The organism is Nocardia alba NBRC 108234 (assembly GCF_001612665.1).
Classification (GTDB): Bacteria; Actinomycetota; Actinomycetes; order Mycobacteriales; family Mycobacteriaceae; genus Nocardia; species Nocardia alba.
In genome coordinates this window covers 43,480-58,231 of the sequence record NZ_BDAX01000035.1, presented here as the reverse complement: position 1 = coordinate 58,231, position 14,752 = coordinate 43,480, and the positions used below count along the sequence as shown (strand labels likewise).

The window sequence follows — 14,752 nt, the reverse complement described above, 5'->3', positions numbered from 1 at the left end:
AGCATCGGATCGGCCCGCCGGACGACGAAGGCGGTGACCCGCAACCTCCGGATCACCGCCTTCGCGCGCGAGAATCAGCCGCGCAGGGCGTACGGCTCGACCGCGCCGCGCTCCAGCGCCCGTGCGTCGATGGTCGCGGCACGGTAGGGGAGCAGGGCGAGACGGTCGCGCATGCCGCGGACCGGGTCGTCGATCTTCTCGTTCAGACCGAACAGGAAGGTCCACTCGTGCTCGTCGCTGCCGTAGGGGACCACGGTGGCGAACTGCTCGTGGAAACGACCCCACGAACGCTTCAGCGTCTCGTTGCGCCACATGGTCGCGCAACCGGCCTGCGCCGACAGCACGCCGCCGGGAGCGAGCAGTGCCTTACATCGGGACAGGAACTCCGACTCGTAGAGCCGGTTGTGCTGGGCGTCCTCGACGCGCTCGTCGGGCAGATCGATGACGATCACGTCGTAGCGGGTACCCGCCGCCTGCGCGTTCGCCAGGAAATCCCAGCCGTCGGCGTAGTGCACGTGGACCGGACCCTCGTGCTTCACCGCGGCGGTGAGCTCGGCGGTGGTGTAGCCGTAGGGCAGGTGCTCGGCGCACAGCTCCACTTCGCGCTGATCGATATCGACGTGGTCGACCAGGGTCGCCCCGGCCGCCACCGACATCTGCGAGGCCACACCCTCACCGGAACCGATGATCAGCACCCGGTCGAGCTTCTCCGCCAGCACGAACGCCGGGACCATCATGGCCTCGTGGTAGGTGACCTGGGAGAACTCGGTGGACTGACGATCGTCGTCGGAGAACAGGGAGATGCCCTGATCGGTCCGCGCGATCACCATGTGCTGGAACGGGGTGTTCGTATCCACGATCACCTCGTGCAGATCCCAGATCCGGGTCAGGCCGTCGCCCACCGGTTCGTAGATCTTCTCGGCGCCGTGGCCACGCTGGACCGTCTGCATCCGAACTGTGGTGGGGGACAACTTGTCTCGGAGCAGTTCGACGGCTTTCGTCGCGCCCGCACCGATGCTGCCGCAGGTGAAGACGTCGACGAAGATGTCGCCGGACTCCGGATAAGTGTGAATCGAGGCGTGAGACTCCGACAACAGCGCGAGGACGGTCACCCCCTGCGGATCGAACTTTTTGTGAACGACTTCGCAGATGGTGACGCCCGCCGCGATCAGAGACTCACGCAACGCCGATTCGAGTCGTTCGAGATCGTCACACAGGGCTGTGTCGACGCCACCGAACTCGGCCAGCACGTGCCAACCGGTGAATTCCGCCGTCATGGGGCAACTCACTCTCGCTCAGCGCCCGAGACATGAACGGTCAAGGGCGGAAAACCATTGAAGGACACCGACGAGTAACTCGCGGTATAGGCGCCGGTGTGCAGGATCTGAATCCGGTCACCGGCTCGCAACGTGGTCGGCAGAAGGACCTTCGTGCGTTGATACAGTACATCGTCGCCGTCGCAGGTCGGACCCGCGACCACCGCCTCCGACACCGGATCGCCGTCGCGATCGGTGACGAAACGGTAGGCGATGTACTCGTTCTCGGTCTCGGCCATACCGTTGTATCGGCCGATGTCGAGATACACCCAGCGCCGGCCATCCGGCGCGAATCGCACGCCGACGACCTCGGCGTGCACAGTGCCCGCGTTACCCACCAGCGCGCGGCCGGGTTCCACGATCAGGCCGGTGGCCGCGGGCAGGAACTCGGCGGCGGCGCCGCTGATGGCGGCCGCGATCGCGTCGAGTTCGGGGGCGGCATCGGCGTAGGAGATCGGTAGACCGCCGCCGACGTTCACAGCGCCGACAGCGATGTTCTTGTCCGCCAGGGCTTTCACGATCTCACCGGCCTGCTCGATGCCGATCCGCCAGGCGGCCGGGTCGAGCTGCTGGGAGCCGACATGGAAGTACGGGCCGCCGACCTCCAGGCCCAGATCGCGGGCGCGCACCAGCAGCCGGAGAGCCTCGGCGGGCGCGCAGCCGAACTTGGTGCCGAACGGGGTGCGTGACTGCGGCGCGCTCGACAGGAAACGGCATTCGACCTCGGAGCCGGGGGCGAACTCGGCGATGCGGTCGAGGTCGTCCTCGGTGTCGAAGGCGTAGCGGCGCACGCCGAGGGCGAAGGCGCGCGCGATGTGGGCGCTCTTCTTGATCGGGTTGCCGTAGCAGAGCCGCTCGGGCGCGACACCGAGCCCGAGGCACTGGTCGATCTCGCCGATGCTGGCCACGTCGAATTCGGCGCCCTCGGCGGCGAGCAGGGTGATCAGTTCCGCCACCGGTGCCGCCTTGACCGCGTACCTGATCCGGGTGCCGACGGTGACGGCGGCGTCGAGGGTTCGGTAGTTGGCACGCACCCGCTCGGGGTCGATGACAAGGTACGGCGATTCGGGCACAGGTGAACTTTCGGTCGGCAGCCGAGAGAGACTATCAGCGGCGCCTACCCGACAACGAATCCGTCAAACATTCGTCATATTCGTCATAGGCGAACGGTATTACTCAACCCGCTATGACTGTGACCTCGTCGAACACGACCTCGCCCGCGGCATCGGACTCCTCGAGATCCACGATCGCCGTGATCGCCCAGCCGTGATCACCGGCTGGGTCGTCGAGCACCTGGCGTACATGCCAGAAACCGGGCCGCTGCTCGACGGCGAACAATCGCGGGCCGCGCGCGTCGGGGCCGGTGCCGATCGTGGCGTACTCGTCGAAATAGGGGGCAAGGTCCTGCGCCCAGTCGGGGCCGGTGCCGAGTTGGTCGAGGTCGTACCAGCGACGGCGCGACGCCAGCTCGACGCGGCGGAACATGGCATTGCGGACCATGATCCGGAACGCGCGTTCGTTGGCGGTGATCGGGCGCACGGTCTCGGCGCCGAACGCGACCTGCTCGGCGTCGTTCTCGGCGCCGGGGTTGGTGAGCTGCTCCCACTCGTCGAGCAGGCTCGAGTCGACCTGGCGGATCAGTTCGCCGAGCCATTCGGTGAGGTCGTCGAGATCCTCGGTGCGCACGGCGTCGGGCACGGTGCGGCGCAGGGCGCGGTAGGCGTCGGCGAGATAGCGCAGCACCACGCCTTCGGAGCGGGTCAGCTCGTAGTGCGAGATCAGCTCGGCGAAGGTCATCGCGCGCTCGATCATGTCGCGCACCACCGACTTCGGTGACGGCGCGAACTCCGACACCCACGGGTGCCCGGCCCGGTAGGTCTCGAACATCGGCTCGATCAGCTCGGCCAGCGGCTTGGGCCAGGTGACTTCCTCGAGCAGCTCCATGCGCTCCTCGTATTCGATCCCGTCGGCCTTCATCTCGTTGACGGCCACGCCACGGGCCTTGTGCTGCTGGGCCATCAGCAGCTGGCGGGGGTCCTCGAGGGTGGCCTCGATCAGCGAGACGACATCGAGTGTGTAGGTGAGACTCTCGCGATCGAGCAGGTCGAACGCGGCCAGCGCGAACGGCGACAGCGGTTGATCCAGCGCGAAATCGCGCTGCAGATCGACAGTGAGCCGCGCCATTCTGCCCTTGGCATCGGGTTCGGAGAGTTGTTGCACCACACCGGCATCGCGCAGCGACCGGTAGAGCCGCAGAGCTCGCAGGATGTGCTTGCGCTGTGCCGGGCGCGGCTCGTGATTGTCCTCGAGCAGATGACGCATGGCGTAGAAGCAGTTCCCTGGCCGGGCGATCACGTTGAGCAGCATCGAGTTCGTCACCGCGAAGCGCGACACCATCGGCTCCGGCGGGGCGGCGATCAGGCGATCGAAGGTCTCTTCGCTCCACGAGACGAAACCCTCCGGCGGCTTGCGGCGCACCACTCTTCGCTGCTTCTTCGGGTCGTCGCCCGCCTTGGCGATGAGGCGGGCGTTCTCGACCTCGTGCTCGGGGGCCTGCACCACCACGGTGCCCATGGTGTCGTAACCCGCGCGACCCGCGCGCCCGGCGATCTGGTGGAACTCACGGGCTTTGAGCCTGCGGGTGCGCACACCGTCGTATTTGGTGAGGCCGGTGAGCAGCACCGTGCGGATCGGGACGTTGATGCCGACGCCGAGGGTGTCGGTGCCGCACACCACTTTCAGCAGGCCGTCCTGTGCGAGCTTTTCCACCAGGCGGCGGTACTTGGGCAGCATGCCCGCGTGGTGCACGCCGATGCCGTGACGGATCAGCCGCGACAGCGTCTTGCCGAAGCCCGACGCGAACCGGAACTCGCCGATGGCGGCGGCGATCGCGTCCTTCTCGGCGCGGGAGGCGAAGTTCACGCTCGTCAGCGCCTGCGCGCGTTCCAGCGCGGCGGCCTGGGTGAAGTGCACCACGTAGACCGGCGCCTGGTGGGTGGTCACCAGCTCTTCGAGGGTCTCGGTGATCGGGGTGCGCACATACGAGAACGTCAGCGGGACAGGACGTTCGGTGCCCGCGACGACCGTGGTCGAGCGGCCGGTGCGTGCCTCGAGATCGGCGGCGAAGAAATCCACCTCGCCCAATGTCGCCGACATCAGCAGGAATTGGGCGCGCGGGAGCTCGATGATCGGCACCTGCCACGCCCAGCCGCGGTCCGGGTCGGCGTAGAAATGGAACTCGTCCATCACGATCTGGCCGACCTCGGCCGCCGCGCCCTCGCGCAACGCGAGGTTGGCCAGGATCTCTGCGGTGGCGCAGATGATCGGGGCGTCGGCGTTGACCGCCGCGTCACCGGTCACCATGCCCACGTTCTCCGCGCCGAACACCTCACACAGCGCGAAGAACTTCTCGCTGACCAGTGCCTTGATGGGTGCGGTGTAGTAGCTGCGCTGCCCGTTGGCCATGGCGAACAGGTGCGCGCCGACCGCCACCAGCGACTTGCCGGAGCCGGTCGGCGTCGCCAGAATCACATGGGACCCCGACGCCAACTCCATCAGCGCCTCGTCCTGCGCTGGATACAGGGTGGTGCCCTGCTCGGCAGCCCACGCCGCGAACGACTCGTAGAGCGCGTCGGCGTCGGTCCCGGGAATTTCCAGTAGGTCGGTCAGATCCACTCCGACAACCCTAGTGTGCGCGGCGAGCGACGCCCGCGTCGGCCGCGCGGGGCCGACGCACAGGTACGCCCGGTGCCGGTGGGGTCAGTCCTTGCCGTCGTCGGAGGTGTCGTCGTAGCCGCCCTGCTCGGCCAGGAAGCGCTCGAACTCGGCGCCGAGTTCCTCGCCACTGGGCAGGTCGCCGTCGGCGGCGAGCAGACTGGACTGCTGTTCCTGCGCGGTGACGAAACTGTCGTACTGGCGCTCCAGCGCTGTGACGACCGTCTCCACCTCCTCGTTGCCCGCGATGTGCTCGGCGACCTGCTCGCGCACCCGCGCGGCCGCCTCACCCAGCGCCGAGAGCGGCAGGTCGAGGCCGGCGTTGTCGGCGAAGTTCTCCAGCAGCGTCTGCGCGGCCTCGGGATAATCGGTCTGGGCCAGGTAGTGCGGCACATGCACCGAGAATCCGAGCGATTCGTGGCCGTGCTGAGCCATCCGGTACTCGAGCAGCGACGAAGCGCTGCCCGGCACCTGCAACTCGCCGGGCCAACGCTGGTGATCACCGATCAGCGAGCGATCCGAGGAATGTGCGGTGACCCCGAGCGGACGGGTATGCGGGATCGCCATCGGAATCGCCGACAGACCGATCGTGCGGCGCACGCCGAGCTGTTCGGCCAGCAGCCGCACCGCCGTGGTGAACTTCTCCCAGCGCAGGTCCGGTTCCAGGCCCGAGAGCAGCAGGAACGGGGTCCCCGCGGAGTCGCGCAGCGCCCACAGGTTCAGCTCCGGCTCCGCGTAGTCGGAGAAATGATCGGTCTTGAACGTCATCAGCGGGCGTCGCGATCGGTAGTCGAGCAACTCGTCGACATCGAACGACGCGACCAGCTCCGACTCGAGGCTCTCGCGCAGATGGGTGGTCGCCAACCGCACGGCGTGTCCGGCGTCGGTGAAACCTTCCAGACCGTGCACCAGCACCGGGCCCGCGCCGTCGTCCGAGGACAACTGCGGCGCCGGAAACTCCAGCTCGTACATATGCGACTGGTCATCCATCGCGTTTCTCCTTCCTGCGCGGTCCACCATCGCTCGCGGGGTGGGGAAGCGGATCTCCATTGTCCCCCACGCGAGCAGTGTCGTCACACACGGCCGGGGACGGCTCGTCCTGTCGGACAACAGCATGGACACCCCGCGCATTCCCGCCCCGCCGCCGCGACCGAGCGGTGCCGCGTATTCGGTCCGGCGTGGCGCGACCGGGGCGATCGGGGCTGTGGGGCACAGTGGAGGGTGTGAATGTGGCGCAGGCGACACCGATCCACCCGGGTGATCCCGGCCTGCGCCGCTGGTGGCCGGTGTTGTTGGTGGTGTCGTGCGCGCTCACCGGCTGTGCGCAGAGCGTCAGCGGGACCCCGGTCGCCGAGAGCGCGGTGGCGGTGCGCGAGATCGATGGTTCGCTGGCCGAGCTACTGCCCGCGCCGTCGCGGTTTCCGGCCCGGTATCCGGCGGTTGTGCTGCCCGCGCAAGCGGCGGCGGCGGCCGCGGGCGATCTCGACGGAGTGGGGGCGGGCGCGACGGTCAGCCCGGCGAAGTGCACGCCGGCCGAGGCCGAGCCCGGTGGGGAGCCCGCGGCGGTCGCGGTCGGGACCGATGACGCGACCCGGGCCACCCTGACCGTCGAATTGTCGAGGAGCGCCGAGCCGGTGGCGTCGCTGCGCGATCAGCTCGGTGAGTGTGGGCTGATCCAGGTTCGGCGGGCGGGCGCGGGGTCCACCGTCACGACCACGCTCGAGCCGGCCGCGCCCGCAGGCGCCGACGATGCGATCGCTTTGCGGCGCACCGTGGTCCCCGAGGTCGGTGGGGCGGGGCTGACCCAGACGATGCAGACCTCGATCGGGCAGATCGGCGACGTGCGTATCACGGTGACGTCGATGACTTTCGGTGCAGGACAACCGGATTCGGCTGCGGTAGCCGAGATGTTCGCGACCGCGGTGGCCGCCGTCCGCGGTAGCTGAGGCGCCTACCACCAGGTGGTGACAGGTTCGCCCGCGCCGCGTGTGCGGGACCGGGGTTACTCCACAGCTTCGGGGCTACGCACAGGGCGGATGAAAGCCCAGGTCGATCCACCGGCCGCGCGATAGTCGGCGGGCACCGTGGAGCCATGACGCCTTCGACGAACCCCACCCGCCGGGCCACCCGCACCGGACCGTTCCCCCGCGCACTCGGCTGCGCCGAATCCACTCCCCGCTATCCCGGCGGGCCGCCCCACCCCGCGCTGCGGGTCGACGAACCCGGTGAGTTGATCGCCGCGCTGCCTGCGATGCTCGGTTTCGTCCCGGAACGGTCCCTCGTCGTCGCCGTGCTGCACGAGGTGGCGGGCGGTGCGGCCGAGGCGATCGAGGCCGTGGTGCGTTTCGACCTCGATGTGGCCACCGACATCCGGCTCCTCGACGAGTTCGCCGCCTGCCTGGGGTCGATCTGCCTGCGCGAAGAGGCGACCGGGGTACTCGCCGTCTTCGTCGAGGATCGCGCCGAGTTCGAAGGCGAGGAAGTCGCGCGCACGGCCGAGTTGATCGACGTACTGGCCCAGGACGGGATCGCGGTCCGCGGCGTCTGGTCGGTGCCGGCGATCGCGGCGGGCGAACGCTACCGCAGCGTGTTCGGCGTGGTCGGGACAGGGATGGTCGCCGATCCGACGTCCTCGATCGTCGCCGTGTCACAGGTGCTGGAAGGCAAGCAGATTCGCGGCTCGCGCCAGGAGATGACGGCCCTGCTGGTTCCCGACGACCTGCTGTGCGCGCGGGTGCGGGCCCAGCTCGCGCCGGCGGACGCGCGATACCGGGGTGGGCTGGCGGCGGCGACCCGCGCCGGGTCCGCCATCGCCTACCAGCGGCGGGCACTGGAATGGGTGCTGTGGCAGATCGCCGACACCGCCTCCGGCGCACCGCGTGCCGCGCGCGAACTCGCGCGGCTGGCCGCGACCCTGCGTGACCGGCCGATCCGCGACGCCGTATACGGGCTCGCGGTGGGCGATCACGCCGAGGCCGCCGAGCGGCTGTGGGCGCAGCTGGCCAGGGCGACACCCGGTGCCGACCGCGCCGAGGCGGCGGCCCTGCTCGGTTTCAGCGCCTATCTGCGCGGTGACGGACCGTTCGCCGGCGTCGCTCTCGCCGCCGCGGTCGAGGCCGATCCCGAGCACGCGATGGCGGTGCTGCTGGAAACCTCACTCCAGACCGGACTGCGGCCCGAACGGCTGCGCGGACTCGCGCTGTGTGGCCACCGGATCGCCGCCGATCTCGGAGTCGGCATCGGCCCGATCACCCGGTGAGACAGGCAGATAGGCGAGGGCTCGTCTGTCAGCGAGCGCTGTGGGCCTTCGTCCCGAGCGAACGCAGGAAATCCCAGGCGTCGGAGACGATCTCGTCGAGGTCGTTGTGTTCGGGTCGCCAGCCCAGTTCGGCGACCGCGCGGTCACTGGAGGCGATCAGAACGGCCGGATCGCCCGCGCGGCGCGGCGCGTCGATCGTCTCGATCGGCAGACCGGTGACCCGCTCGCACGCCGAGATCACCTCGCGCACCGAGAAACCCGTGCCCGAACCCAGGTTGCAGATCCGGTGGGTGCCCGGCTGCGACGACGACAACGCGAGCAGATGTGCCTGCGCCAGGTCGCGGATATGGATGTAGTCACGCACGCATGTACCGTCCGGCGTCGGCCAGTCGGTGCCGTACACCGAGATGGCCTTGCGATGGCCCAGTGCCACCTGCAACACGAGGGGAATCAGATGTGTTTCCACCACGCGGTTCTCGCCGAGTCCGGCATAGGCGCCCGCCACATTGAAGTAGCGCAGGCTGGTCGCGGCCAGGTCGTGCGCCACCGCGTAGGAGGTGATGGCGTGATCGATGGCCAGCTTGCTCGCACCATAGGGATTGGTCGGGCGAGTGGGCGCGGCCTCGGTGATCGGGACCTGCTCGGGCTCGCCGTACACCGCGGCGGTGGAGGAGAACACCAGCCGCGGGGTCGCGGTCTCGCGGATCGCCTCGAGCAGCGTCAGCGTCTTCACGACATTGCCGTGCCAGTACTTCTCCGGCTTCTCCACCGACTCACCGACCAGCGATTGCGCCGCGAAATGCAGTACGCCATCGAAGGATTCGGTGCGCAGCAGATCGGGGGCGGCCACGGCGATGTCGCCGTCGACGAACCGGGCGCCGGCCGGCACGCCGTCGGCGTTGCCGGTCGAGAGGTCATCGACGACGACCACCTCGTGGCCCTGTTCGAGCAGAACGGCGGCGCAGCCGCCACCCACGTAGCCGGCGCCGCCGGTGACAAGGAGTTTCACGAATCAGACCAGCCTTACCTGGACGGCATGCGCCATCTCGTCGGACAGTTCGAAACCGCTGTGGCCCGGCACTGTGATCAGCACCGCACCCGGCTTGGTCTCCACGGTAACGCGCGCGTCGGGTACCACACCCGCCTCACGCAACCGCCCGATGACCTCCGGGTCGGTCTGGATGTGCTCGGCCAGCCTGCGCACGACCACCGCGTGCAGCGCGCCGTTGGGCAGATCGGAGAGCCGGATCAGCTTCTCCTCGGTGGCGGGCGCGTCGGCGAGGCCGAGTTCGTCCAGACCGGGAATGGGGTTTCCGTAGGGCGAGGTGGTCGGGTGATTGAGCACCTCGATCAGCCGCCGCTCCACGTCCTCGCTCATCACGTGCTCCCAGCGACACGCCTCGGCGTGCACGTTCTCCCAATCCAAACCGATGATGTCCACCAGCAACCGCTCGGCGAGCCGGTGCTTGCGCATCACCGAGACGGCCATGGAACGTCCTTTGTCGGTGAGCTCGAGATGGCGGTCGCCCGCGACGAGCAACAGGCCGTCGCGCTCCATCCGCGCGACCGTCTGGCTCACCGTCGGACCACTCTGCTCGAGGCGTTCGGCGATGCGCGCGCGCAGCGGCACCACGCCCTCTTCCTCGAGGTCATAGATGGTACGGAGATACATCTCCGTGGTGTCGACCAGATCCTTCACCTGATACCCCTTCGTCAGCACGATTCTACCCACGCGCGAACGCCGATCCGCCCGTCGGACCAGCGGCCCTATTTCTACTGCATGTCAACGCCGCACGGGGGTCGCTGCTTCCGGCTAGCGTGGCGACTATGGTCACGTCGCCGCACAGCGAAACCAGTGGAACCGTCGTGTGGACCGAGCGATTCCTCGGCTACACCTGGAGTCCGGAGCATCCGATGAAGCCGGCACGTCTGCAATACACCATGTCGCTCGCCGAAAGCTTAGGCCTTCTCGATGGTGTCGAGCCGCTGGCACCCGACGCGGCCACCCCAGCCGACCTCATGCGGGTCCACAGCGGCTCCTATATCGAGGCGGTGCGCCGGGCCGGGCAGGGGCCGCCGACGCCCGAGGACGCCGTCTACGGGCTCGGAACCGCCGATAATCCGGTGTTTCCGCGGATGCACGAGGCGGCGTCGGTGATCGTCGGCGGCACGCTCGCCGCCGCACGGGAGATCGCGGCGGGCCGGACGCGGCGGGCGGTGAGCATCGGCGGCGGAATGCACCACGCCATGCCGGATTCGGCGGCGGGGTTCTGCGTCTACAACGATGCCGCGATCGCCATCTCGTGGCTGCTCGACCACGGTTTCGACCGCATCGCTTATCTCGACGTCGACGTCCATCATGGGGACGGCGTGCAACGCGCGTTCTACGCCGATCCCCGGGTGCTCACGGTGTCGCTGCACCAGCATCCGGCGACGCTGTGGCCCAACACCGGCTGGCCGGAGGAGACCGGGGTGGGGGCGGCCGAGGGGACCTCGATCAATCTGCCACTGTTGCCGGGGACCCGGGATGCCCAGTGGCTGCGGGGATTTCACGCGGTGGTGCCGGGCGCGGTCGCCGCGTTCCGGCCGCAGATCATCGTCAGCCAGTGCGGTGTCGACACCCATCGTGAAGATCCGCTGGCCGATCTGGAACTCACCGTCGACGGTCAGCGCGCGGCATTCCTGGCCATGCGCGAGCTCGCCGACGAATTCGCCGAGGGTCGGTGGCTGGCCATCGGCGGTGGCGGATACGGCGTGGTGCGGGTGGTGCCGCGCGCCTGGACCCACCTGCTCGCCGCGGCACTCGACCGCCCACTCGCCCCCGAAACCCCGGTCCCCGCCGACTGGATCGACCAGGTGCGCGCGTCGGCGCCGCGCGTAGAACCACCGACGACCATGGGCGACGGCGGTGACACCGCCTATCGCGCCTGGGACGGTCCCGGCGGCACACCGGAGATCGGCGACGCGGGCCAGATCCGCGCGCAGCGCGCGATCGACACCGCCATCACCGCCACCCGGCGGGCGAGTTTCGGCCTGCTCGGGCTCGACCCGGAGGATCCTCGTGACTGAGCCCCTGCTGCCGGACACCGCCGACACGCCCGCGAATCCGCCTGCGCCGCCCCAACATTGGTACGGCGATGTGCTCGCCGCCGACGGCGGCGTGGTCCGGGTGCGCCCCATCGTGCCCGCCGACGCGGGCGCGCTCGCGGCCTTTCACACCGGCCTGTCCGACCGCACCCGCTATCTGCGCTATTTCGGTCCGTATCCGCAGATCTCGCCGAAGGACATGTACCGCACCACCCATGTCGACTACCACGACCGGGTCGGCCTGGTCGCGGTGCTCGGCACGGCGATCATCGCCGTGGCCCGCTACGAACTGCTCGCCCGGCAGGGTCCGCGCGCGGCCGAAGTGGCGTTCGTGGTCGCCGACGAGCACCAGGGGCGTGGGCTCGGCTCGGTATTGCTCGAACATCTCGCCGGCGCCGCCGCCGAGAACGCGGTGATCGCCTTCGTCGCCGAGGTGCTGGCCGAGAACGAGGCGATGATCACAGTCTTCCGGGAGGCCGGCTACCAACTGCAGCGCAGTCGAGACGGGTCCGAGGTCCACCTCGAATTCGCCATCGACCCCACCGAAGCGCTTCGGACCGTGCGGGATTCGCGGGAGGCGGCCTCCGAAGCCCGCAGTGTCGGCAATCTGCTCGCACCCGGTTCGGTCGCGGTGATCGGCGCCTCGCCGGAGCGGACCCGGGTCGGCGGCGCGGTTCTCGCGAATCTGCTCGCGGGTGGTTTCAGCGGGCCCGTGTTCCCGGTGAACCTGCACCGCCGCTCGGTCCGTGGAGTGCGCGCATACACCACCGTGAGCGAGATCCCCGACGAGGTGGATCTGGCGGTGGTGGCCGTGCCGCCTGCCGCGATCGGGGCGGTTCTCGACGACTGCATGGCCAAAGGGGTCAAGGGTCTGGTCGTGTTGACCGCGGGGTTCGGCGAGACCGGGGCGGCCGGGGTGGCCGCCGAACACGACCTGGTCGCCGCGGCGCGCGGACACGGGATGCGAGTAGTCGGACCCAGTGCGCTCGGCATCGCCAACACCGACCCCGCCGTCGGGCTCAACGCGACGTTGGCTCCGGTACTTCCCCAGCGCGGCCGAATCGGCTTCTTCTGCCAATCCGGCCCGCTCGGCGCGGCCATCCTCGGCGAGGCCGCGGCTCGCAACCTCGGCCTGTCGACGTTCGTCTCGGCGGGAAACCGGGCTGACGTCTCGGGCAACGACCTGCTCCAGTACTGGGACACCGCCGCCGACACCGAGGTGATCCTGCTGTATCTGGAGAGCTTCGGTAACCCGCGTAAGTTCTCCCGGCTGGCACGCCGGGTGGCCCGTGGCAAGCCGATCGTCGCGGTGAGCAGCGGTCGCCTCGCGGCCGGCGCCGACATGGACCGCATCGTGGTCCGCGACCTGTTCGGCCAGGCCGGGATCATCCAGGTCGACTCCATCTCCGAACTGTTCGACTGTGCCGCCCTGCTGGCCTGTCAGCCGCTCCCGAAGGGCCCCCGGGTCGCGGTGGTGGGCAACAGCGCCGCGCTGAACTGGCTGGCCATCGACGCCGCCCGCAGCGAAGGACTACGGGTGCATCGGCCCGCCACCGCGGTCGATCGAGGCCCCGGAGCCCGACCCACCGAACACGGCGTGCAGGGAGCTCGACCGCAGGAGCCGGACTCGCGTAGCGCTCGGCCGACTGAGCGCGCCGATCGTGCCGGGCGGACGGCCTGGGGGTTCCGCGGTGCTCGGCGGGGCAGTCGCGGCGACGATGTCGGCGCGACCGAACGTCCCGTGGACAGTGCTGGGTCGACCGATCGGACAGGGGACAGCGCTGGGCAAGCTGACCGCATCAAGGGCAGCCCTGGGTCGGCCGACCGGACCAGGGGCAGTGCCGGATCTGTCGATCGCATCGGGGACAGCGCCAAGTCAATCGACCGGACCAGTGGCAGCGCTGGGTCGACTGTCTGGACCAGGGGCAGTTCTGGGCCGGCCGACGGTGCCGAGGGCAGCGCTGGGCCGAACGACTGGACCAGTGGCAGCGCTGGGTCGGCCGACCGCGTCAGCGTCAGCGCTGGGCTGATCGACCGGGCCGGAGCGGAGGTCGACTCGACCAGCCGAACGGAGAGCGGTGGCGGGTGGACCGCGCGGAGTGGGGGCGGCGCGATCGTGGACGGGCCGGTGGACTTGGGACCGGAGGCGACACCCGCCGACTTCCGGGAGGCCGTCCTGGCTGCCTTGCGCAGCGACGAAGTCGACGCGGTGATAGTGGTGGTCGCCCCGCCGGTTCCGGTGCCGATGGAAGGCTTCGGGGACGCATTACGGGCCGCCGCGGCGGCGGCGCCGGACAAGCCGGTGCTCACCACGTTCGTCGCGGAGTCAGGTATTCCGCGACAGCTCGCGGTGCGAACCACCGCCGGCGCGCCGGCACGGGGGTCCATCCCGTCCTATCCGGACCCCGAGCGAGCCGCGCGTGCGCTGGCCAGGGTCGACCGGTATGCGCGCTGGCGGGATCGACCCGTCTCGCCGGTGGTGCGCCCGCCCGGAATCGACACCGTGACCGCGGCGGCCTTGGTGGAGGGCTGGCTCGCCGAATCGGGTGGTCGGTGGCTCACCGACGAGCAGACTGCGCGGTTACTCGGGTGCTATGGCATCGACGTAGTCGAGTTCCGGGCCGTGCGCGATGCCGAACAGGCGGTCGCCGCGGCCGAGGAACTCGGTTATCCGGTCGCGGCGAAGGCCACGGGGGAGCTGTGGCGGCGCCGGCCGGATCTGATCGGCGTGCGCTTGGATCTGTGGGGACCGGACGCGGTCCGGCAGGCCTACACCGATCTGGTGGAGATCTGCGGTGACCCGTTGCTGCACGTGCAGCGGATGGCGACCAAGGGCGTCGGGTGTGTGCTGCGCGTCACCGACGATCCGTCGTTCGGATCGGTCATCCAGTTCGGCCTGTCCGGGATGATCATCGACCTGCTCGGCGACCGCGCCTATCGTGCCCTGCCGCTGACCCAGCAGGAAGCGACCGCGCTCATCGACGCGCCCCGCGCGGCGCCACTGCTGTCGGAGGGCCCGGGCCGAACCGGCGTCGACAAGGCGGCTCTCGCCGAATTGGCGCAACGTATCTCGGCCCTGTTCGACGACATTCCGCAGCTGCGGGAACTCTCGTGTGATCCCGTGCTCGCGGCCTCGGCATCGGCGGAGATCATCTACGCCCGAGCCCGTATCGGCCCCGAACCGAGCCGCTTCGACACCGGCCCCCGCCGACTGGCCTGACGTTCGACGACCCCCCGCCCGTCGCCACGCGGCGGTAACCGAGGTGACCTGGGCCGAGGTGGAGCAGGGGGAACGAACAACGCCGACCGGCTCGCGACCCGGAGGGGAGAGTTCGCGGTCGCCGGTCGGCGTTTTCGCAGACGACCCCGCGGGGCC

The 14,752-nt window shown here is 69.5% G+C and carries 10 protein-coding genes; 4 read left to right on the top strand and 6 right to left on the bottom strand.

The features are described from left to right. Window positions 1-74 precede the first annotated feature (74 nt). The 4 genes from speD to NA12_RS29520 form a co-directional block, all read right to left on the bottom strand. Window positions 75-1,277 (bottom strand): adenosylmethionine decarboxylase, encoded by a 1,203-nt coding sequence (speD, locus tag NA12_RS29535; RefSeq protein WP_067458818.1) that lies wholly within the window; start codon window positions 1,275-1,277, stop codon window positions 75-77. Between the two features lie 8 nt (window positions 1,278-1,285). Beyond that, a complete protein-coding gene (locus NA12_RS29530; RefSeq protein WP_067458815.1) occupies window positions 1,286-2,389 on the bottom strand; it encodes a type III PLP-dependent enzyme in 1,104 nt (367 codons plus the stop codon). 103 nt (window positions 2,390-2,492) lie between these two features. Further along, window positions 2,493-4,991 carry a DEAD/DEAH box helicase gene (locus tag NA12_RS29525; protein ID WP_067458812.1) on the bottom strand — a complete coding sequence of 833 codons (2,499 nt, stop codon included), beginning with the start codon at window positions 4,989-4,991 and terminating at the stop codon, window positions 2,493-2,495. A gap of 84 nt (window positions 4,992-5,075) precedes the next feature. Beyond that, complete coding sequence (locus tag NA12_RS29520) at window positions 5,076-6,020, bottom strand: proteasome assembly chaperone family protein (protein WP_067458809.1); 945 nt, start codon at window positions 6,018-6,020, stop codon at window positions 5,076-5,078. A 233-nt stretch (window positions 6,021-6,253) separates the two neighbouring features. On the opposite strand from NA12_RS29520, the gene NA12_RS29515 reads away from it, so the two are divergent. After that, the gene (locus tag NA12_RS29515) at window positions 6,254-6,976 is read left to right on the top strand and encodes a sensor domain-containing protein (RefSeq protein WP_243655165.1); all 723 of its coding nucleotides are present in this window, start codon (window positions 6,254-6,256) and stop codon (window positions 6,974-6,976) included. A 146-nt stretch (window positions 6,977-7,122) separates the two neighbouring features. Continuing rightward, window positions 7,123-8,289, top strand: coding sequence for a DUF4192 domain-containing protein (locus NA12_RS29510; protein ID WP_084473202.1), 1,167 nt, complete (start codon window positions 7,123-7,125; stop codon window positions 8,287-8,289). Window positions 8,290-8,317: 28 nt separating this feature from the next. On the opposite strand, the gene galE is transcribed toward NA12_RS29510, so the two are convergent. Next, window positions 8,318-9,298: a UDP-glucose 4-epimerase GalE gene (gene galE, locus NA12_RS29505; RefSeq protein ID WP_067458807.1), complete on the bottom strand. Its 981-nt coding sequence runs from the start codon at window positions 9,296-9,298 to the stop codon at window positions 8,318-8,320. 3 nt (window positions 9,299-9,301) lie between these two features. Continuing rightward, window positions 9,302-9,988 (bottom strand): iron-dependent transcriptional repressor DtxR, encoded by a 687-nt coding sequence (locus NA12_RS29500; RefSeq protein ID WP_067458917.1) that lies wholly within the window; start codon window positions 9,986-9,988, stop codon window positions 9,302-9,304. A gap of 128 nt (window positions 9,989-10,116) precedes the next feature. Here NA12_RS29500 and NA12_RS29495 point away from each other — a divergent pair, with 128 nt between their 5' ends. Further along, on the top strand, window positions 10,117-11,358 hold the full coding sequence (locus tag NA12_RS29495) for an acetoin utilization protein AcuC (protein WP_067458804.1): 1,242 nt from the start codon (window positions 10,117-10,119) through the stop codon (window positions 11,356-11,358). Next, a complete protein-coding gene (locus NA12_RS34780) occupies window positions 11,351-14,596 on the top strand; it encodes a GNAT family N-acetyltransferase (RefSeq protein ID WP_243655166.1) in 3,246 nt (1,081 codons plus the stop codon). The genes NA12_RS29495 and NA12_RS34780 overlap by 8 nt, the downstream gene beginning before the upstream one ends. Window positions 14,597-14,752: the final 156 nt, after the last annotated feature.

Excerpts from the sequence above, each read along its gene's own strand:
- NA12_RS29520 (WP_067458809.1), bottom strand. The coding sequence starts at position 6,020 with ATGGATGACCAGTCGCATATGTACGAGCTGGAGTTTCCGGCGCCGCAG.
- speD (WP_067458818.1), bottom strand. The coding sequence starts at position 1,277 with ATGACGGCGGAATTCACCGGTTGGCACGTGCTGGCCGAGTTCGGTGGC.
- NA12_RS29495 (WP_067458804.1), top strand. The coding sequence starts at position 10,117 with ATGGTCACGTCGCCGCACAGCGAAACCAGTGGAACCGTCGTGTGGACC.
- NA12_RS29510 (WP_084473202.1), top strand. The coding sequence starts at position 7,123 with ATGACGCCTTCGACGAACCCCACCCGCCGGGCCACCCGCACCGGACCG.